This window comes from Hyphomicrobium sp. (assembly GCF_019753045.1).
Taxonomy (GTDB): domain Bacteria; phylum Pseudomonadota; class Alphaproteobacteria; order Rhizobiales; family Hyphomicrobiaceae; genus Hyphomicrobium_B.
Genome location: NZ_JAIELN010000007.1, coordinates 139432 through 158526, shown reverse-complemented (window position 1 = coordinate 158526; position 19095 = coordinate 139432). Strand labels below are relative to the sequence as shown.

The 19095-nt window shown below is 59.9% G+C and carries 22 protein-coding genes and 2 pseudogenes; all 24 read right to left on the bottom strand.

Annotation, left to right across the window (positions count from 1 at the left end):
* Positions 1 to 79: 79 nt before the first annotated feature.
* Positions 80 to 613, bottom strand: coding sequence for a crossover junction endodeoxyribonuclease RuvC (locus tag K2Q04_RS09325; protein WP_291162333.1), 534 nt, complete (start codon positions 611 to 613; stop codon positions 80 to 82).
* On the bottom strand, positions 613 to 1521 hold the full coding sequence (locus tag K2Q04_RS09320) for a hypothetical protein (protein WP_291162330.1): 909 nt from the start codon (positions 1519 to 1521) through the stop codon (positions 613 to 615). Before K2Q04_RS09320 ends, K2Q04_RS09325 begins: the two co-directional genes overlap by 1 nt.
* A gap of 7 nt (positions 1522 to 1528) precedes the next feature.
* The gene (locus K2Q04_RS09315) at positions 1529 to 1906 is read right to left on the bottom strand and encodes a hypothetical protein (protein ID WP_291162327.1); all 378 of its coding nucleotides are present in this window, start codon (positions 1904 to 1906) and stop codon (positions 1529 to 1531) included.
* Positions 1903 to 2259: a hypothetical protein gene (locus tag K2Q04_RS09310; RefSeq protein ID WP_291162324.1), complete on the bottom strand. Its 357-nt coding sequence runs from the start codon at positions 2257 to 2259 to the stop codon at positions 1903 to 1905. Before K2Q04_RS09310 ends, K2Q04_RS09315 begins: the two co-directional genes overlap by 4 nt.
* Positions 2252 to 3376, bottom strand: a complete 1125-nt coding sequence (locus tag K2Q04_RS09305; protein ID WP_291162321.1) for a hypothetical protein — start codon at positions 3374 to 3376, stop codon at positions 2252 to 2254. The genes K2Q04_RS09310 and K2Q04_RS09305 overlap by 8 nt, the downstream gene beginning before the upstream one ends.
* 66 nt (positions 3377 to 3442) lie before the next feature.
* Positions 3443 to 3775, bottom strand: a complete 333-nt coding sequence (locus tag K2Q04_RS09300) for a hypothetical protein (RefSeq protein ID WP_291162319.1) — start codon at positions 3773 to 3775, stop codon at positions 3443 to 3445.
* Positions 3776 to 3803: 28 nt separating this feature from the next.
* Positions 3804 to 5168: a DEAD/DEAH box helicase family protein gene (locus K2Q04_RS09295; protein WP_291162316.1), complete on the bottom strand. Its 1365-nt coding sequence runs from the start codon at positions 5166 to 5168 to the stop codon at positions 3804 to 3806.
* 160 nt (positions 5169 to 5328) lie between these two features.
* Positions 5329 to 6138 (bottom strand): hypothetical protein, encoded by an 810-nt coding sequence (locus K2Q04_RS09290; protein ID WP_291162313.1) that lies wholly within the window; start codon positions 6136 to 6138, stop codon positions 5329 to 5331.
* 68 nt (positions 6139 to 6206) lie between these two features.
* Positions 6207 to 6596, bottom strand: a complete 390-nt coding sequence (locus tag K2Q04_RS09285; RefSeq protein ID WP_291162311.1) for a hypothetical protein — start codon at positions 6594 to 6596, stop codon at positions 6207 to 6209.
* A 15-nt stretch (positions 6597 to 6611) separates the two neighbouring features.
* Positions 6612 to 6704, bottom strand: a pseudogene (locus K2Q04_RS22205) (hypothetical protein); the annotation flags it as partial.
* Positions 6705 to 6851: 147 nt separating this feature from the next.
* A complete protein-coding gene (locus K2Q04_RS09280) occupies positions 6852 to 7340 on the bottom strand; it encodes a hypothetical protein (RefSeq protein WP_291162309.1) in 489 nt (162 codons plus the stop codon).
* Between the two features lies 1 nt (position 7341).
* Positions 7342 to 8487 carry an AAA family ATPase gene (locus tag K2Q04_RS09275; protein WP_291162307.1) on the bottom strand — a complete coding sequence of 382 codons (1146 nt, stop codon included), beginning with the start codon at positions 8485 to 8487 and terminating at the stop codon, positions 7342 to 7344.
* Between the two features lie 149 nt (positions 8488 to 8636).
* Positions 8637 to 8912 (bottom strand): hypothetical protein, encoded by a 276-nt coding sequence (locus K2Q04_RS09270; RefSeq protein WP_291162305.1) that lies wholly within the window; start codon positions 8910 to 8912, stop codon positions 8637 to 8639.
* Positions 8913 to 9033: 121 nt separating this feature from the next.
* A pseudogene (locus K2Q04_RS22200) lies at positions 9034 to 9207 on the bottom strand (dATP/dGTP diphosphohydrolase domain-containing protein); the annotation flags it as partial.
* Entirely contained in the window at positions 9155 to 10297 is a 1143-nt protein-coding gene (locus K2Q04_RS09265; RefSeq protein WP_291162303.1) for a hypothetical protein, read from the bottom strand. The pseudogene K2Q04_RS22200 and the gene K2Q04_RS09265, both read right to left, overlap by 53 nt.
* A 17-nt stretch (positions 10298 to 10314) precedes the next feature.
* The gene (locus K2Q04_RS09260) at positions 10315 to 10602 is read right to left on the bottom strand and encodes a hypothetical protein (RefSeq protein WP_291162300.1); all 288 of its coding nucleotides are present in this window, start codon (positions 10600 to 10602) and stop codon (positions 10315 to 10317) included.
* Between the two features lie 114 nt (positions 10603 to 10716).
* Positions 10717 to 11007: a hypothetical protein gene (locus K2Q04_RS09255; RefSeq protein ID WP_291162297.1), complete on the bottom strand. Its 291-nt coding sequence runs from the start codon at positions 11005 to 11007 to the stop codon at positions 10717 to 10719.
* Positions 11004 to 11153, bottom strand: a complete 150-nt coding sequence (locus tag K2Q04_RS09250) for a hypothetical protein (RefSeq protein ID WP_291162295.1) — start codon at positions 11151 to 11153, stop codon at positions 11004 to 11006. Before K2Q04_RS09250 ends, K2Q04_RS09255 begins: the two co-directional genes overlap by 4 nt.
* Positions 11154 to 11170: 17 nt before the next feature.
* Positions 11171 to 12343, bottom strand: coding sequence for a peptidoglycan-binding protein (locus tag K2Q04_RS09245; protein WP_291162292.1), 1173 nt, complete (start codon positions 12341 to 12343; stop codon positions 11171 to 11173).
* A gap of 106 nt (positions 12344 to 12449) precedes the next feature.
* Entirely contained in the window at positions 12450 to 12758 is a 309-nt protein-coding gene (locus tag K2Q04_RS09240) for a hypothetical protein (RefSeq protein WP_291162290.1), read from the bottom strand.
* The gene (locus K2Q04_RS09235) at positions 12755 to 13810 is read right to left on the bottom strand and encodes a hypothetical protein (protein WP_291162287.1); all 1056 of its coding nucleotides are present in this window, start codon (positions 13808 to 13810) and stop codon (positions 12755 to 12757) included. The genes K2Q04_RS09240 and K2Q04_RS09235 overlap by 4 nt, the downstream gene beginning before the upstream one ends.
* Before the next feature lie 10 nt (positions 13811 to 13820).
* Positions 13821 to 14882 carry a hypothetical protein gene (locus K2Q04_RS09230; protein ID WP_291162284.1) on the bottom strand — a complete coding sequence of 354 codons (1062 nt, stop codon included), beginning with the start codon at positions 14880 to 14882 and terminating at the stop codon, positions 13821 to 13823.
* Positions 14882 to 16528, bottom strand: a complete 1647-nt coding sequence (locus K2Q04_RS09225) for a DUF2793 domain-containing protein (RefSeq protein ID WP_291162282.1) — start codon at positions 16526 to 16528, stop codon at positions 14882 to 14884. Before K2Q04_RS09225 ends, K2Q04_RS09230 begins: the two co-directional genes overlap by 1 nt.
* Positions 16525 to 19095, bottom strand: coding sequence for a phage tail protein (locus K2Q04_RS09220; RefSeq protein WP_291162278.1), 2571 nt, complete (start codon positions 19093 to 19095; stop codon positions 16525 to 16527). Before K2Q04_RS09220 ends, K2Q04_RS09225 begins: the two co-directional genes overlap by 4 nt.

Sequence of the window (19095 nt, the reverse complement as noted above, 5' to 3'; positions counted from 1 at the left end):
TTCCGATGATTTCATCCTACGGCTAGTGCAATTAATTGCAATAAGAGACATTCGATAATGGTGAAATTAATTGCACCATTCAGTGACAACGAAGCTCCATCTCGGCCGATACGGCCCGCATTTCCTGCGTTATCCCGGGCAAGCGGTTCTTAACGGCTAGCCCCATGCAGGCGAGCCCATAGGCGTCCGCCGTGTTGTTGGTCATACTCGTGTGGTCCCAGCGCTTCAGGACGTACATCATCATCTGGTCTTTCTGGGTGTTGCCTTTGCCGGTGACGAACTTCTTGAGCTTGCTTGCTCGCGGGTCGTACCACTTGAGGCCGTCTATCATCATCATAAGGCGCAGGATGCCGCCGAGCTCGACGAGCGGGATCGTGGAGTTCGGATTCTTGCCCAGCGAATAGCCCTCGAGCACGATGGCGTCAGGCTGCCAGTTGTGGACGAGCTTCAGCACGTTGATGGCGATCGAGCGTGTCCGCTCCAGGCCTTTGCCCTCTGGCTTGATCTCGTGCTCGACCAGTAGCTCGGGCTTGCTCGTGCCGTTCTCCTGCAACAAAACGATGCCGGTCCCAGAGATGGACGGATCGATACCGATAGCGCGATACAGTGACATCATGCCTTCCAGTCATACGTGGGCGGGAAATCGCCCGAGAAACAGTGCTTCTTGACGATGCAGCCCTTGGCGCGCTGAGACATTGACGACGGGCATAGGCCACACGGCATGCCGACCTTGCCGTCCCGGAAGTCCTTGACGACCTTGGCGCGCTCCGCGAGCGGCTCAGTCGCCTTGTCGTCCCGCGTGATCTCGAACTCCTTGAACGGCGAGAACCCTTCCTGCAGGCCCCACTTCTTGAGTTCCGGGTCGGCGCAACCGAAACCACCCTTCGATACGTAGAGGATCGTCGCCTTATCCGTGCCGACGTGCGACGCGTTCTGATCGGTGCACTCATCGATCGTGCGGAGGTACAGCTGCGTCCGCCACTTGTGCTCGGCGAGCGGTGCCTTCAGGTTCTTGAACTCGTCCTTGTCGATCGTCTTCAATTCGACCGGGCGAAGCTTCGGCCCGCCCATAGCGACGAGCATGTCTACGCCGCACGAGACGCCGGTGATGGCGCTTTCGAAGCGGACCTCTTGGGGATCGAACTTCTTCGTGCCGCATGACTTGCAGGCGTGCGGGCGCATCGTGAACTTGTGCACCGTACCGCAGGCGACACACTTCCAATGGCAGACCGCCTTGTTCATCTCAGCGAACCAGAGGACGATGTTCTTCTCCTGATCACGGCCGATCTGGAACGTCATGAAGCTCGAGGCGTTCAGCCACTCATCTTTCGGCTTCGTTTTCGTCAGGTCGGCGATCGCGTACATCCGCGGGCAGAGACCTTCGGGACGGGTCAACTCGGACGCGTGCATGCGTGACAGCGGACGGCCATCATCGATCCGCGACAGGTGCTGGTGAAGCCAGTACTTGATCGAGTTCTGCGGCGTGAGGTCTTTGGCTTTCTTCAGGAACGTGATCGTCATATGGCTCCTACGGCTTGCTGCCGCTCTTGTGTTTCTCCCACCACGTCAGCAGTTCCTCGTACGCTTCAGACGGCTTGAAGTGACTCACGGCTATTTCGAGACGCAGGGTCACGAGCGCAACTGCCGGCTTGTTCTGGACTGTTATCTCTTCGGCTATGAGGCCGTGGTGGACCAACGAGTCTAACGCTAAGCCGACAGGAAGGGCGACAGGCGCCGGGTTATTTTTTGGTAGGGTCAACGTACCTTTCGGCTTCAGCGGGAGGATGACGTCCTTTGGTTCAGCATTCAGGATCGTCATCGTCGGCGTGGGTGCTTGCTCGACGACAATCGACTTCTTGTGCTCGGAAGCCTGAGCCTCAACGAACGCGCTACGTGCCCACTTCATGTGAGCTTCTCCTCCCATAGGCTCATCGGAACGAGCACCCACTGACCGTCGCGCACCGGCTCGCCGTCATCATGGACGAACGAAACCGAGAGCGCCGGGTCCTTGCCTTCGCAGCGTGCTTCATGAGCGATCTTCATCAGCCATCCGAGCTTCAGTGCGATCTGACTGTTCGTCGTGCTCTTTGCCTCGAGCAGGATCGTCTTCAGATCGATGTCACCCTTGGCTCCGACCATTGCGCCTGATGCCGGCCGGGCTCGGCCACCTAAGCGCTTGGCCAGCTTCTTCTCGGACTTACGTCCCGCAGCTCCGATACGGTGCTGGTTGCGCCGCGAGAGGTACGGGATGCTAGCCATCGGGCTCTCCGGTAACGGGGTCGTGCAGGTCCTCGCTGCCGTCCCCTTGCTCCATCAGGCCGTTGTCCTTCGTCACCCGGTCGATCAGGGCTTGGCGGATCTGGTTGCCGAAGTCGGGGTCGCCGTAGAACTTCTCCTTGAAGTCCGCGATCGTCGGATACTCAACGCCGGCGATCGACCAGCCCTTGCCGGTCTTCGACTTGTCGAACTGGCCGTAGCTCTTGAGCATGTCGGACACCGCGCCGAAGTCATCGCTCTGGCCGGGCTTCAGGCCCTTGTAACGGCACATGGCGACTTCGAACTTGCCGGACACGGCGTAGATCGGCGTCTTGTACTTCCGGATGATAAACGTCGTCTCCTTCGAGACGGGCATCGTCTGGCTGACCTTGCCGTCGATCTTGTTCTTGCCGTAGAGCCTCAGAATGATGGACGCCTGGAACAACGGCTTCTTGCCGCCCGGCTGCGTCTCGGGATCACCGAACATGACGCCGATCTTGTAGCTGATCTGGTTGATGTAGATCAGCGTCGGGTAGCGCCCTTCCTTCTCGGCTTCACTGAGCGCGAGCGTGGTCTTGCGGGTGAGCTTGCCGATGACGAGAGCAGCACCGCCCACGACCGCCTTCTCCGCGCTCGAGTCGATCTCCGACGAGGTAACGAGCGCCGCCAAGCTGTCGACGACGACGAGGCCGCAATCGGTGGCGTAGAGCAGGCTTTCGACCATGTCGACCGCTTGCTCGGCATAGGACGGCTTGATCACGATCAGCTTCTTGACGTCGACACCCAGCGCCGCCGCCCAGGCCGGGTCAAAGCCGTGCTCGATGTCGACGAAGGCGCACGTCAGCTTCGGGTACATCCGCTGATGGTTGGCGATCGCGAGCAGCGCTGCGTTCGTCTTACCAGAGCTTTCGGGTCCGAAAATGATCGACACCTTGCCCCGCGGGAAGCCTCCGCCGAGGCCTAGATCGAGTTCGAAAATGCCGGTCGGAATGCGCTCGGCGTTGACGAGCTTGCCGCCAAACGAGCCGATGCCGTCGCCGAAGTCCTTCTGGAACGTCTTCAACAGCTCGGACGCCTTGAGCGTCTCACTCTTGCCGCCCTTCGTGACCTTGACTACCACCGCATTCCCCCGAACATTTGCAATTAATTGCACAGTATGGACGCCACAAACGGGCGCCCTGCCGTCCTACTCGCCTTTGATCTCGCTGATCAGCGTTTCCATCTTGCTGTTCACCCAGCCCTTGCCGTACTCGAACACTTCGTCGATCTCGGGATGGAGGCAGGGGATCTTCAGACTGACGCCGATGCGGGTCGAGTTGTAATCGCCCAAGTTCATCGTGTAGCTCGCGTCGAAGCCAACCTCGCAGAACGGCTTATCGGAGCCCGTGTTCGCTGCAGCAGCGGGCGGGATCTCGACCTGCTCGACATTGGTCTCTTCCGCAACCTGGACGCCCTTCTGGCTCGTCGTTACGGTCGTGTGCGCCTCGACAGGTGCAGGTTTCTTGAATTTCAGTGCCACGTCTTCCTCCTGACTTTCCTAGGGATCTTCATTGCATATCAACGACTTTTGACTGGATCTGATTGTACCACTTGAGCCGGGTTGAGGCATAACCTGAAAACACCGGGCTATCGTGGTCGCAGACGTCGATGACGATCGGTTCGCGCTTATCCGGGTACTCTCTGCGGATACGCCCGACTGGCTGCTTGACGTTCGAGCGCGGCATCGCGAGCAAGCACGTGTCGAGCCACGGAATGTCCGTGCCCTCACCCATCATGCCGTACGTCGTCAGCAGGATCGGGCGCACCGTTTGCGCGTTGCGTATCGCCTTGTCGGCCTTCGACTGGGTTCCGATGTAAAGCGCTATGTCTGCTGCTGGGACGCCGTGGACGTCTATGCAGATCTGTTTCAGGGCTTCCAGGTGTGCATGTAGGGTGGAGAAAACCACCAGCTTGCGCCCTTTTTTGTGCACCATGTCGATCAGCTCGCCGAGCAAGGCATTGCGTACCGGGTCGGCTGCGATCTTCTTCTCGATGTGCGTTGTCTTGCCGGGCTGATGCGGCAGGCGGACGACCGATTTCTTGCCGGTCTCGGGATCGTGACGGAAGACGCGCGGGCATTCCCAAGCCGACGTGAAGCGCAGCACCTTCGGCACGAGCTGCTCGACTTGCGCCTTGGCGCGGATCGGACCGATGTGGGCGTGGACCAGGATCTCCTTGCCGTCGGCGCGTTCTGGCGTCGCCGAGAGGCCGAGCCTCATCTTCGCGGGGAACAGGTCGGCCACGGCCGAGAACTGGTTTGCAGCCACCCGGTGCGTCTCGTCGTAAATGACGAGGCCGAAGCCTTTCGTGATCCAGTCCGGATACTTGTCTTCCTTCGACATCGACTGAATGAGCGCGACGACGAACTTGGTTCCGATGACCTCGCACTTGTCGCCGCGGATCTCCCCGATCTCGTGCGGCTTCAGGCCGAGGAACTTCTCAGCGCCCTTGATCCACTGGTCGTAAATGTCTTCCTTCGTCGTGATGACGAGCGTCTTGCGCTGGATCGTGTAGGCGGCATGGTAGCCGAGCACCGTCTTGCCCCAGCCGGTCATGGCGACAACGACGCCCGACAGACGGTTGAGGCAGAGCTGGCCTACTTCTTCGAACAGCGCCGCTTGGTATTCGCGCGGCTCTGGGCCTTTCGGGAATACGACAACGTCTCCGTCGTCCCGGAAATCGTTTGCGGGTACAGGGCACAGCGCACGTGGCAGGTGGATGACGTTGCCTTCGACCCGGTGCAGCAGGACTTCCTCACCGAAGCGAGACGTAAAGCGATACTTCTTCTCTAGGTTCGACTTATACGGATACACAGCCGTCGATCCGACCGACAGCGGTTCATCGTGGCGAATGAGTTCTGATAAAGCGGCCAACTGGTCCTCCTGACCAAGCTAGAAAGGGGAGAGGCGGAGCCGAAACCGACCTCTCCCCGTCGCAGTAGCCGCCGCCCGGACCCCTCAACAGGCTACGGCTCGCGTCTGCAATTAATTGCACTCTTTGGAGCGTTTGTCTCGTCCAATTTGTGCAATTAACTTACAATTCGTCAGAGATTGCCGCCGACGAAACTTTCTTCGTTCCGAGGGCACTCTTGACGGCCTTACCGACACCCAACTCGATCAGCTCTTCAGGCTTGCGGTAGCGAATTTCCTGCGTGTAGTCGGCAGGCTGCGCATCCTCAATCTTCAAGCCGTACTTGTCGGCAATGTCGTCGTAACTTTCGAACTTCTCGACGAAGTCGAACTGGTTGCCCACCGACGGCTGCTTGTCGTCGGTACGCGATACGTCGAACGTGCAACCGGCGAGACCGTCGCGCTTGGCGGCGAGCTTCGTCAGCTGCTTGATCGTGTTGCGCTTCGCCAGGAACAGCTTGCGCGTGTTCTTGATGATGGCGCCGGCGTTCGGTCCGTTCTTCACCTTGTGCTCGGAATGGTCGATCACCGTCATGACGCCGACGAGAGACGGCTTGTCGCCGCTTTCGCACAACGGGCACGGCTGCGAGGTGTCAGCGTCTGCGGTGCAAACGAAGCTCTCCCAGTTGCCGTTGATCCGGATCGTGTGCTGATAGAACATCGGCACATCTAGCAGCCCGTCATCGCTCATCTCGCCGTCGAGGAACGTGACGCGACGGTCTTCACCGTCCGGCATCCAGAAACGCCAGAGCTTGCCCTGCTCCTGCTTCGCAAGTTCGGCTTTCGCCTCTTCCTGCGTAAGCGCCTCACGAGCGGACTGACCTGTCTTCAGGAACGACAGAACGGTGCCTGTCTTCTTCGGACTTTCAGCCGGTTTCGTGACGACGTTGTACTGCGCGGGTGCGCTCTTCTTTTGTACAAAACTCAATGCCATCTGTTGGCTCCAATGTTACTCGCAAAGTGCAATTAATTGCACCCTTTCACTTTACGAGAAAGGCGACTCTAGTCAACAGTGAGTGCGCTCTCCGGCAGCACCGTGAGAAGAGAAGTTCTCAGTTCAGTTAATGTCATTTCGCCGGGATCTTTCCGGCCTTCCGGCGGCAAGACGTGCTGGACGACGTGGTCTTGATGGAGGCAGGCCGACACCTTCGCGCGGCCGGCGTCGCCACCTGTGCCGCGGTCATAGAACGTGATCCATTCGAGGCAGCTCGCCATGCGCCGGAGCTTTTCGAAACTCGGGTTCGAGAACAGCGGACTCGCGACGTTCTTGTAGACGCGCCGGACGGACGCCACGTCGAACGGTCCTTCAACGACGACGAGCGGCTTGTCGAGGTCGACCCAGTGCTCACCGAGCCAGTAGATCGGGTTGTTGTGCCCGCCCTGCAGGTACATACGGTATCGAGGCTCTACACCCTTTTCGACGGCGCGACCGTGGAAGCCGACAAGACGGCCTTTGAAGTCCCTGATCGGGAAGCAGACGCGCTTCTGGTACGTGTCGATCCGGAGGTCGAGTGCGTCGGCGATCGCGGGCGGGCAAACGCCGCCAGGTGCTGCTCCATCGCGAATGCGTTGGTGGCACCCGTGTAGCAGACGCCAGCGAGCTTGCCCTCGTTCATGTGCTGCCGGAAGCGGCGAATGTAATCGACTTCACCCGGGCCAAAGTTGGCTCCGAGCGCCGTGTAAATCCAGTGCGGCTGGATACCAGCGTCCTGGGCGAACCCTACGAGGTCGGCAACGAGCCGTTCGTGGTGTTCCTCGGTCAGGACGCCTGTTGCGTAATATGGCGTCTTCGACCGTCCTGGACGAGCCCGGCAACAGGATGCCTATCGTCGTGGACGCGCGGTCATTGTCCGACTTCTCCCAGGTGACATTCGGGAATGCGTCGCCGGGCTTCGCGTAGGTCTTCTGGAACGATACGACGTTGTCTGCGCCTTCCTTACCCGAGAACAGTCCCCAGCCTGGAGCGGCTCGCAGACGGGCTCCAAACCACACGGTGTTCGGCACCCGCATCGACTCTCCGGGCAGCGCTGACTCCGGCTTGATGCCCAGAGCAATGTTTCCTTTCTTAGCGAACGCCAAGTAGTCCGCCTTACCGCTCGTGCCGAGCATCATCGGCACCTTCGCTGCTTCAGTCACGTCATGCTCCTTTGTTGCTGATCTTCTTGATTTTCGTGTACGTCGCCTTCGTCAAAGCCGACTGCGCCCACATCACCGGCTTCGTGTTTGGAATGACCGTGGCATCCTTCAGAACACTGTCGACTAATGCCGTCTTGCTGTCGGAAGAAAGTTTGAGCGTCGGGAACGTCAGAACGAGCCGCTCGACGAACGCCCGCGACTTCTCGAGGTCGAGACCGTTCATCCACAGGACCTCGTCGACGCGCCCTTCGCGATAGAGCTCGCGTGGGAGCGCCTTTGCGTTGTTGGTCGTCATGACTACCAGGACGCGAGAACGCCGCTCAGCGAGCCACCAGAGCAGCTGGGAGAGCATTGTAGTCGTCGTCCCCGATGCGTCGTTGCCGGTCGTGGAGAACACCTTCTCAACTTCGTCGAACAGTGCGACGGCAGGCGCCTCATGATCGACACGCGCCAGGTTCGTCAGCATCTGTGCTTCCGACTCGCCGACCCACTTCGACTTCGTGCCGCCGATGTCCATGCGATAGAGCGGAACGCCGAGCTGCTCAGCGAGCCACTTCGCGCCGGACGTCTTGCCGGTACCGGGCGGACCGTCGAACAGCAGGCCGCGCGGAATGAGCCGAGGATCGGTGCCGGTCAGGAAGAACTGACGTTCACGCTTAACCCAGCCTACAAGCGCGTCAGGCGGGTCATAGAAGCTCTGCTTGCTATCGACCGGGGTCAGACCGTTGGCGCCCATGAACGAGCTTCTGCGCGTCTCCATGAGGCCGTCTACGGTCAGGCTCGCGTCACGCGCCATCGTCAAGCGCGCGAACTCGGCAGCCTCCTTGATCGTGCAGCCGCCAAGACCACGGAGAAGCGTTTCGGCTTTCTTCGAGTCTTCGACGACCTGGCTCATGAACTTCGAGAGCAGCTTGCGCGGCACCGGCACCTCGCCGGCGTTAAACATCGGCTCCTTGACCTGCGTCGGGTTGACGATGATCAACGTGCACTCGGCCTTGACGAACGTCGCGTAAAGCTCGAGGAGCGGCAGCTCTTGCTTCGGCACGCTGATGTGCGTGTAGACCTTGCCCGTATCGACCGGGACCTTCGGGTTCCACGCCACAGGCGTCCGTTTGGTGAGCTCGTGCACGACTTCGTGCAGGTTCATTACATCTCGGGTTGAGACAGCGATAATCGGCAACTGGGCCTTGATGGCCATACTAAGCATTGCGGTGAATTTCCCATCCTGGAAGGCACCGTATCGAGTATGTCAGGCAGGCGGGCGAGAGCAAGTAAAAATGCAATTAATTGCAATTACTACTCGGTAAATTCCGCTTCTTCGGGGTCGGAATAGACAGCCCGCTGCAGCATCTCCTGCACGTAGGCGGGGAGCACCGCGGGCAGGATCGGCCCGGCGTCAAACAGCGTGCCGCACTCGCCCTTTTGGTTGATTGCGATTACGACGTACCCCGCCAGTTCCGGCATTTCGGACGCGAACTTTGCCGCCTCCTGAAGCTCGGCCTTTAGCTTTGCCCGGCGCTTCTTGTCCTGGAAGTTCCGGTACACTTTTAGCGATACGGGCTTCTTTTGCACGGCGCAGATCCGCAATAAGCTGCTTCGTCTTCTCGGGCAGTTCGGGCAGCGCGACCTTCACCCGGTCGTCCGTTCCGATCTGCCGCAACTGATACGCCGCAAGGAACAGAGCACAGCAGGCGATATGCGCCGACTGGATCAGTCCCGTCTCGGCATCCAAGTCTACTCCGGACTCGAGCTCCGTCGTATGACGCTTCAAGGCACCGATCATGCGGCGCCAGCTCATACCCTTCGCCCAGTTGTCAGCGTCGTACTTTGCTTCGCCGACCATCAGCACGAGCGACGTTATCCACACCGCGTCCGGCGGCAGCAGCTCTAGCGGATTTTTTCCGTGGTCGTTCTTCACGGCTACTGGCAAGGTCAACGTCAACTCCATCTCTCATGGCCTTCAGGACGCGAGCACCCATCTCGACGTCGAAGAAGTGCGTGATCTTTCCGGCAACGTCCTTTGCTGCCGGGTTGAATATCGTCACCACGGCCGAACCGACCTCGTGGTCAGGGAAGCCGTTCAGCTTGGCGTACTTGTCGAAGCGCTTGTAGCTGGCGACGCGCAGCAACAGCGGGAAGCGGCGTGAGCCCGGCAGATCGAGCTGCATTGAGCCAGGCGTGTGCAAGTGGCCGGCGATGTACAGGTCCGCGTCCGACGCCTTGATGGACGCCTTGAGCGGGCCGTGCATCGGGTTCCAGTCCGAGAAGCCCTTGAAGTTGTGCGCCGCGTGGATCTTGATCTGCGTGCCGTCGGGGAACTCGAGAATGAACTTGGCTTCCCAGTTCCGCATGAAAATACCGCGGACGTTCATGCCCTGTAGGATCGTCTCACCGCCATTCCAGGCGTCGTGGTTGCCGATGATCCACACGAGCCACTGGACACCGGCTTCCGTCATCAGCCAGCGCGCCATTCGGCGTTCGGTTGCGATGGACGAGTCCTGTTCGGCCCACTGCTTGGAGAGCTTGCCGTGCGTCATCCAGTTGTTGGTCGTGTCGCCGATGTTGGCCCCGTAAAGGCCTTCGGTCGCCGCGCAGAGCGCCGCGTGCTTGCGGATCAGGTCGATATCGCAGCCAGGATCACCGAGATGGGGATCGCCGAACCACAGGATACCGATCGGCTTCTGCTCGCGGATCTTGATGATCGGCCAATTCGAAGCGTCGTCGATGCCCTTCATCAGCTTGAAGCGCTTGGACGCCTGCTCGAGGATCTCTTCGATCGGCAGGTCCACGGGTGGTTCTTCAGGCGCCTCGAAGCCGCCGTCCGCCTTACGAGCGCTCTTCTTTTGCGCCAGCAACGCCTTGCGGTAGCGGTGCATGAACGTCGAGCGAGGAAGGCCTAAAGCGTTGGCGGCGAGAGTCGGATTTCCGTACGTGTCGACAGCTTCAATCGGGTCCATTCCAACGCCTTTTCTTCCTACGGTGCTCTACGTGACTCGCGATTTTCGAGACGGCTCAGCGCCTCGCGCATGTACTTCAGGTCGACGCTGATCTCGGCCAGCGCCTTGATGTTCTGTTCGTTCGTCTGGATCTGTTTGGCGAGCTGGAGATGGATGTCGGAGATCGACCGCTCGTGGCGATCGACGTCGGAACGGAGCTGCGTGCCGAATACGGCAACGGTAACAACCATCGACAACAGTGCGACCATCGACACCGCCATCGACAGGATGTTGCCTATCGAAATTTCAGCCTTGATCTGTGGCATCTTAAACTTCCCAAACCTGGCTTCTTTCGACGGCGGCGTGTAAAAGACCGCCAGTGACGTCCCAACGAGCGTGACGACCATGGCCGCCCTCCTGCCTGCTCAATTGCTCACGGCTTACCTTGTGTTTTCGGGCTCGAGCTGTTTGAACGGGGCAAACTTCTTCGGGATTTCGTCCGGGTGGCGGACCCAGTACTGGATCTGCTTGGCGCACTGAGACGCCGCGATCGCTCGATCACGACGGTCGGTCATTCGACGGAAGCTGGCCTCCCGGTAATCGGTCAGGTTGAGCTTGTGCTTCGCCTCGGCGAGCTCGGTCGAGAGCGTCGCAATCTTGTTGATGTTCGAGTACGCCAGCACGCCGACGTACATGATGATCGCGCTCAGTCCGCCATAGAGCCAGGTCATTTGCCCACCTTGTCGGTGACGAGGCCGGCGACGAGACGGATGTACGGGTACGCCTTCGCGAACTTGCTCGTCGACGTCGAGCTGGGCTTGCGGAGATTGCAGACCACGAGGGCCGCGAAGTGCACGACGACTAGGAACTCAAGCATCTTTCAGTACCTTTCTGTTAGCGGCGCTTGCCGGTTCGGACAGCTTCAATGCCTTCGACTTCGCCCTTGTGAGCGACCAGCCAGAGACCTACGGAGGCGGAGAAGACGATGCTGAGCCACACCCAGCCGGGTACGTCGTAGAGGTACTCCTGGAGCGGCTCGACCATGCTCTTGGCATCCGCGAACTGATCGAGGACGCCCTTGAAGAAAGCGCTGATGGCAGCGGTGATCGCCGAGAACGCGCTGAAGATCTTCGTGATGAAGTTCGCCTTCAGCTCGGGCGCCAACCTGCGGGCGGCCTTTGCCGAGAGGTTCGGCAGATCGTCTGCGATCCGGCGCTTTGGAGCCGTTGCCAGCGCCTGCTTGAGCGTGTCGTCGATGTCGCCGGGCGGCAGGCCGTTGTCGTCACGGAAGGCGAGGATCGCGGCACGCGTGAACTTGCCGTTGAGACCATCAGCTTCACCGACTTCGGTGTAACCGAGCTTGATCAGCCTCTTCTGGACGGCGCGGACGCGTTCACGTTCCAGCTTGGCTGCCGTATCTGCTTGTGCGGGCGTTTGAGACGTATACTCCGTCACCAGCCGAGCATCGTCCGGCCAGATACCCTCAGCGACCTGCAGGAAGTGACGGACTTCGGCGATGCCGTTGAGTCCGCCGTTGATGCGCTTCCTGACAGCAACCGTGTCGTAGCGGTCAGCCGCCGGGTTGAGCTTGTAATCTACCCACTCCTGCACCGCCGTCTTGAAGGCGATCGCCGGGTCTTTACGGAGTGCGTCGGGATTGTTTTCGAAGCCGATGTCGCGATAGCCTTCGCGGCCGGTCGTCTGCATCATGCCGCCACCGCGGTACGTCCAGCCGTCGAGCGACGGGGCCGGCGCGTTGCCCATACGGCCGCCGTAGACCTTCTGAGCGAGCTTGATCGGCTGGCCTACGAAAGGCGCTGCTGCCGCGTTCGTCTTGAACCGGGTCGGCCAGATTTGGCGGAGACGCGCGGTCGTCCGGTAATTCATGCTCTCTTCGAGGATCGAGAGGCCGCCTGTCTCGGCGCAGATGTTGGCGAGGAACTGGCGGATGCGCCTGGGCTTCGTCAGCCCGGCAGCTACGGCGACGCCCCAATTGTCGACGATCGCCTGCACCAGGTCATGGCGGGCTCCCGGAGCTAACCTGAAAAGCTCATTTTTCGTGACCATCGGGAACCTCAGACGTCGATTGCAATTAATTGCACAAACGCCCGATAACCGGGATCGCAATCAATTGCACGTCTGTTGACGGTCGCTGGTACCGATGGCGGCCCGGCTAGCCGATGACAACCACCACGGCCCGACGCCGGTTCAAGATCGGCGGATGTTTCCGGAGGACCTCCACTGCAGCCGACGTGGTCTGGAGAGCCGTCTTCACGCTGGCCACGCGAAGAACCTCGACCGCAACCGATGACGCCCTCGCCGCACTTGTGCGGGTCGACATAACCTCAACCGCAGCCGACGTGACGCGAGCTGGCGTGATCACGCTTCTGAGGACTTCGGCCTCTATCGCCGTGACACGTCCTTCTGGCGACGGCTTCCGAAGGACTTCCGCTTCAAGTGCTGTGGTGCGGATATCCGTCATGACGCCACCGCTACTCCGATCTTGAGCGCGTTCACCGACGCATCATCCCACACCGCAGACGTGTCCGGATTGACGAGCTTCATGTCGCCATGGACGGCGTTGTAGGCCGTTGTCGGATCGACTGCGGCAGCGTCTAGGACTTCGGTTGAGCCAGACTTCATCAGGGTCTTGACTGTCTTGGCTCCGGCATCCGACTTCTTCGACCGTGCCCTGACCTTCACGCCATAGACGGCGGCCGAAACGCCGCTCAAAGGCGCAATGTTGAACGACGACTTCGCATCAACCGTGCTCGATGCAATGTACGTGGTGTCGTCGTCGGCGGCAGATGGCGTATCGTTTACAGCGTCCCATGCCGGTCCGGTGTTTGCTGCCCAATCCTGGTCTGCGCCGTTTGAAGTCGGCACCAGTTCATCGATCCGTATATCGCCAAGCCAAGTGTTCGCCACATCGCCGGTTTCATCCCAGATAACGAGGTCATCGACCTTACCGCTCGAGGTGCTGTTGACAATGCCACCAAATAGGATCGAGCCGAGCGTCTCGGTTCCGCGGTTGGTGTCGATCCCAGTCACATTGAGGACCTCCAAGCCGTCGACATGGACGGCAATCGAGCCGTTAGACGTGGTCGACCCCGGAACGAAGCGCACCTCCAGCCAGTGCCAACTGTTCGGCTGAAGCGCATTACCTACCGTGATGCCTCCCTGAATGACGTTGGACTTGTTGCCAACGTACAACTGGCCGGTCGCCGGAACGCCTCCGACGTAGCCCATTGCAGCCCCACCAGAGCTAAAGAAGTTCATAAAATTGCGCGCGGAGAGCGAAGCGTCCTGGATGAAGTTGACCGCCGCGCCAACGTAAATGGGCGTGTTGAGGGCTGAGGCGAAGTTAATCGTCAACGGATTAGACGCAGGAGGCCCGACTGTGACGCAACCGCCCCCGAAGCGTCCACCGCTCGTGTTTATGGCTGTAGCACCTGACAGGATGCTATTCTTGGCCGCACTCAATTCAGCTGTTGTCTTGTAACTACCAAGGCCGTCGAAAAATCTGATCGCCATCTGCGCCTCCTTACGACACGACTTCGAGGCCGAGCTTCAAGGCGTTGATGCCGTTGTCGGTCCACGCGTCCTCGGTGTCTGGAGCCTTTTCGAAGATACCGTTCGTGTGCCACAGCCAGCCGATAGCGGGCGTGATCGTCGGACCGTTCGCGGCAACAGCACCCGACTTGAGATAGCCTCGATAGGTACGTGAGCCGGCATCGGACTTCGTGGCTCTGATCCGCGGCTGCACGGCCATGATGCCGTTCGAACCACCGACAAGGTTAGACAATTCAAACTCCGATTTGGCGCCGACTGTGTACGACTCGATATACCCCGTCGTATCGGCCGAGCCGAACGCGTCGTTGATCAGGGCGTAGCCTGATGCTCCGCTCGTCAGCGCGAAATTGGCCTGAGCCGTGTCCGCGTTCGGGCGGATCGTGTCGATGCGGATGCCGCCGAGATAATCATTGTTCGCATCACCCGTGCTGTCGAGAATGACCAGATCGTCATACCAGCAGCCAATTACGCCTGTGGCCGGGTTGAAAATACGGAAACCGCTGGCCGGGCTCGCGTTGAACAAATTCAAGCCGGTGAGCGTGTAGATCACGGTGCCGCCCACCCTGATCTCCAGCGTGCCGGTGTTCGCCGCCGTGCCGAGCTTGAACTTGACTTCGATATGATAAAACGAGTTGGCAGTCAGGACCGAAGCTGCCGCCGCGCTGAAGTTCGAGGTCTGGTCACTGACCGAAATCGTGGCGGTGTTCGTGATGAACAGCCCGAACAGCCGAGTGCCCGAAGACGTGTAGACGCCGCATAGCGGGTACGTCGTGGTCGGAAACCCAGTCGTCTTGAAATAGAAGCTGGCGACATACGTCTTGTCGTAGTCGAACGGGCACTGCCTCTGAAGCGGGTAGGCGACGCTGCTCGTGCCGAACTGCACGGCCGCCCCACCAAACGCACCGCCCGTTCGAGGTAGCGAGCCACCCTGAGCTTGTACAGGGTTGCCGTTCGTCGAGGTCCAGCCAGGGGAACTAATCAAATCGGTGATGTCGTTGTAGACGTCGAAGCCGTCCATCACAAGAATAGCCATCAGGTCTTAACTCCCGCAATCGCGATTGAGAAATCGGCAAGCGCCCCGTCTGGGATCGCGGGTCCAACGACTTCGAACACGTCGCCCGCCGCAAAGTTGATTACGCCGCCGGAGGTCGTGCTGAAGGTGAAGACGCCCGTATTGCTGATCTTGATCGTCCCCACGTTCGTGCCGTTCTTCTTCGCCGTGAACGTGACCTCGGACGACGGGTTGACGACGCACGAACCGCGCGAGCCGTTGAAGTTGGAGAGGATGCGGAACGGCCGAATTGCCGGGAAACGGAACACTTCCTGACTAACCGAAGCCAGCGTGCCTGGATAAAAGACGGCGAGGTCGTACGTGCCGCCAGCGCCCGAGTCGGCACCGGCTACCTCGACTTCAAGAACACCATCTACGTTCGTGACGCCAACGCCCGGCCCACGGAAGTTGATCTTCGACACCTGCGGGCCGCTGACATTTTCGTTCTGCGTCTGCCAGACGAGCGGGATCGGCGAAACGGTTACGTTGTTGGAGCTGTTTGCGACGTTGAAGCCCGCAAAGTTGAGCGAGGCCATCGCCGCCGTGACGTTCGTTCCGTCCTTCTTCACGGCATACGTAGGGATTGTCGGCAGCGTCGTGTACTTGAAGCGGTACTTGCCGCTCTGCTTGTAGAGCTGCGGAACCTTATTTAGGTCGTTGTCGCCGTTGATGACGTCCATGTCCGCAAGGTTCTGGGTCCTCATGTCAGAGTTGCCCAGCAGCTCGCCGACAGACACGAACTTGAGGAAGCTCTCGGTGATATCGACGACCATGAACTCGCCGGCATGGCCTGCCAGCGTGCCCGGTCCATCGGTCATGTTCTTGAACGAATAATTGTACGTGAGCTTCGACGGTCCCCAAACCGCGCCGTTGTAGACGAGCGCATCGTTGGCTGTTGCGCCAGCGATGTTGACGTCGGACAACGCGGCGAGCGTCGAGGGAACCGGGTTTACAGGATCGACCCACTTCGCCTTGTTGGTCGTCGTGTCCCAAGACAGGATCTTCTTGTTCCCGACACCGGTCCAGTTGACATCGGTCAAGTCTTGCAGCCGGTCGACTACCGTGTGCGTCGGCAGGCTTGCCGCAACCCATTTGTGCGCCGTGGAATTATACGACAGCACCTGGCCGTCACCGGGCGTGCCAGCTTCGACGTCCGTCAGCGCATTCAACGACGTGAGCGACGACGAGGGCGAGTTCTTCCACCTCGAAGCCACGGCGTCCCACTTCAGCATGTCGCCGTTGAGTAGCGGCGTCAGAGAAATGTCGGCCAAGTCGTCGAGCGTGTTGATCGGCGGCGTGGCATCGGCGAGCCAGGCGGTGCCCGAGAACGTGTAATAGCTGCCCGGCGTGCTGACCCACATCTTCATCTTCGCAACAGTCGGCAGGAACTGCCAGCCGTTGAAATAGAAGGCGATCTTGTTGTCGGAGCCGGCCCAGGCGCCACTCGCGCCGACACCGACGAGGTACGTGTCGCCGGTTACGGGACTGACCGGAGGCGTCGTGCGGATGCTCTTGACGATGCGTGCCGCCATGACGTCGAATGCGATGATCGCCTCGTTGAACAACACCTCCTTCTGGGCATCGTTCGTCGACATCAAAGGCAGGTTGAAAAATGGCGTCCCGGTCATGCTATCGTCACCACTTTCTTGAAGCCCCGGCCGACGACCTCGCCCATCTGGAACAGATTGAGCGTGACGCTATTCTGAGCTTCGCCGAAATCCTCTACTTGCATCGCTTCGGTGTACGTCCACTCGCGATTTGCAATTAATTGCACAGTCCGGACGACCGTAGCACCGTTCATCACGTCGATCTCGTATTTCTCGTATGGCTGGTCTAGGGCCGTATCCACCCCATCCGTCCAGACCCCGTTCTGCCGGGCACGGTAAATCCAGCGCATGTAGAAATCGGTCGCCCGCTTCTCGGCCACCTTCACGTTCGGCGTGTACGGCCGGAAGCTGTTGCCGGTGTTCGTGAACTTGAAGCTTTCGACGTCTTCCGTGCTGTCACCGAACGAGAGCGCCTCATACGTCCCTTCCTTGTTCAGGAGCGAGAAATCGTGCTCGACACGCTTCGTGACGGTCTGGGTCAGTCGGAGGCAGCGTTCACCGACCAGATGCTTATCGACTGCCCAGTCCGTGCCGCGAAGCCCGCGGAGCAGCGTATCGAGCTGCCAGACGCCGTTGCCCTTGTCGGTGGCATTGGCGAACTGGATCAGTTCATCGCCGACCATGAGCAGGTTGAACGCGTTCTGGATCAGGTCAGACTTCGCCACCGACGACAGCGCGATCTGGTTGACGTTCCAGAACATGATCTTGTTCTCGACATCCCAGACGCCGGGCACGGCCGGGCCGAGCTGGTTCATGATGAAACCGTGCGGAGCCGAGTCTTCGGCGTTGACGACCGTGTACCAGTTCGAGCCGTTGACCTGGCCCTCCTGCGTCAAGCCGTAAGCCGTGACCGTGCCACCGCTGGAAACGTCGACCAGCAGCGTGCCGCCCTGCCAGGTGCCGCGAGCGCCGGACATGACGACGTAATAGCCTGGATTGTCCTTCTCCGTGTCCGTCAGCAGAGGGCAGTCGAGCATGTAGGCGTAAGTGCGGGCCGAGTAATCAATCGTGCCTCCACCCTCCTCGGTGTCGGACTCGACCGTGGCGCTGACGAGCGTGTGGTAATGATGGTCGGCCAGCTCGAACTCCAGGACGCCGTTTGCTCCGATAGTCACCGAGGTGACGAGCATCCCGTAAAAGCGGTTCGGGTTGTGCTCCTCGGGCACCAGCACCGGATCGCCGGGTTCGATCACGACGTACTTTCTGGGCAGCACGATCTTGTACGTGCGCCGAGCCATCAGCCGGTTGACGAACGTGTCTTCGATGCGCGACTTCGCCTCGACGCGGCTCAGAGCGATGGCAATGTCATAGTCTTCGACCTGGTTCGAGATCGTGATCTGGCGCGTCGCCTTGACGGTGTTCGCAGAGTACGCTCGAGCAGGCTCCTGATACTTCAGGTTCAGCTGCTTCGGCAGCTCCAGGTCTTGCGTCCGCGACACGTCCTCGATCGACGGCACGTCTTCACCGGAAATGTGAGCCGCGAAGTCTTCTCGCCGGATCAGAGCCCGCGGCCGGCGTTCGATCCAGTCGAAACGGAGCACGTAGCTCGTCTCCTGGCCATCGAACGGGTAAATCTTCTGCAGATCCTCGAGCACCGATCGGGCCGACGACGTGTTCGTGACGGCAAAGCCCAGCACCGGGATAACGGGCAGACCGCACGTCGCGTTGAACTCGTCGTTCTCCAGCCCGCTGCCGAGGCACAGGTCTGTCACGATCTCATGCAGATACGTGGTGCCGTCCTTCTTGACGACTTCCACCTGGAACTGCGGGATTGCGTTGCCGAAGTCTTCCAGCTGCAGGTTCTGCACGACGAAATAGCAGACGCCACGGAAGCCCGAGACGAAGCCGACGCCCTTGTAGCCTTCGATCACCGAGTTCGGCTGCTGGTCTTCGTAGCCAAGATAAATGTCGAGATTGTCGAACCGCGTCTTCAGGCTCCGGTACGTGCTGTCCTTGTCGAGCGGCGACAGCATCTGGTCTATCATCAGGCTAACGCGCGCTTCGTTCGGCACGTTCGGCGGGTCGATCGGATGTTCCTTAATGAACTTCTTAGCTTCCTTGCGCGTCGACAGATCGTATTCGTGCTGCTCGTAATTGTTGAAGGCAAAGAAGAACGCCCCGACTGACGCCTCTTCGAGGTCTACGTCGTTGTCGAGGAGCCGGGTGCCTTCAGCGTAATAGGCGTCCTCGAAAGCCTGCTTCTCATTTTTAAGCAGATCGGGATGCACCCAGAGCAGCTTCTGGTTCGCCCAGATGCGGTTCAGCTTATGCACCGGACCGGCACAGACGGCGTGCGCGATGTCTACCGAATACGTGTACGTGATCTGCTTCGGGCCACCGCCCATCATGCCGCCCTTGCCGCCGGCCTTCTGGACGTGCTTCGTCTCTATGAGATGCGACACCCAAATGACCTGGGTCGTCAGCTTCATCGTACCCCAATGCCGAATGATCGGGTTGCCGGGCGATACTGCTGGCACGTTCAGGTCCGACAACCGGGGACCGTACTGGTCCTTCGGCTTCGGCGCGAACAGCATCTGCAGCACCATGCCGCCGACGCTCATCAGAAGCGGCAGAATTGGTAGTGCCAC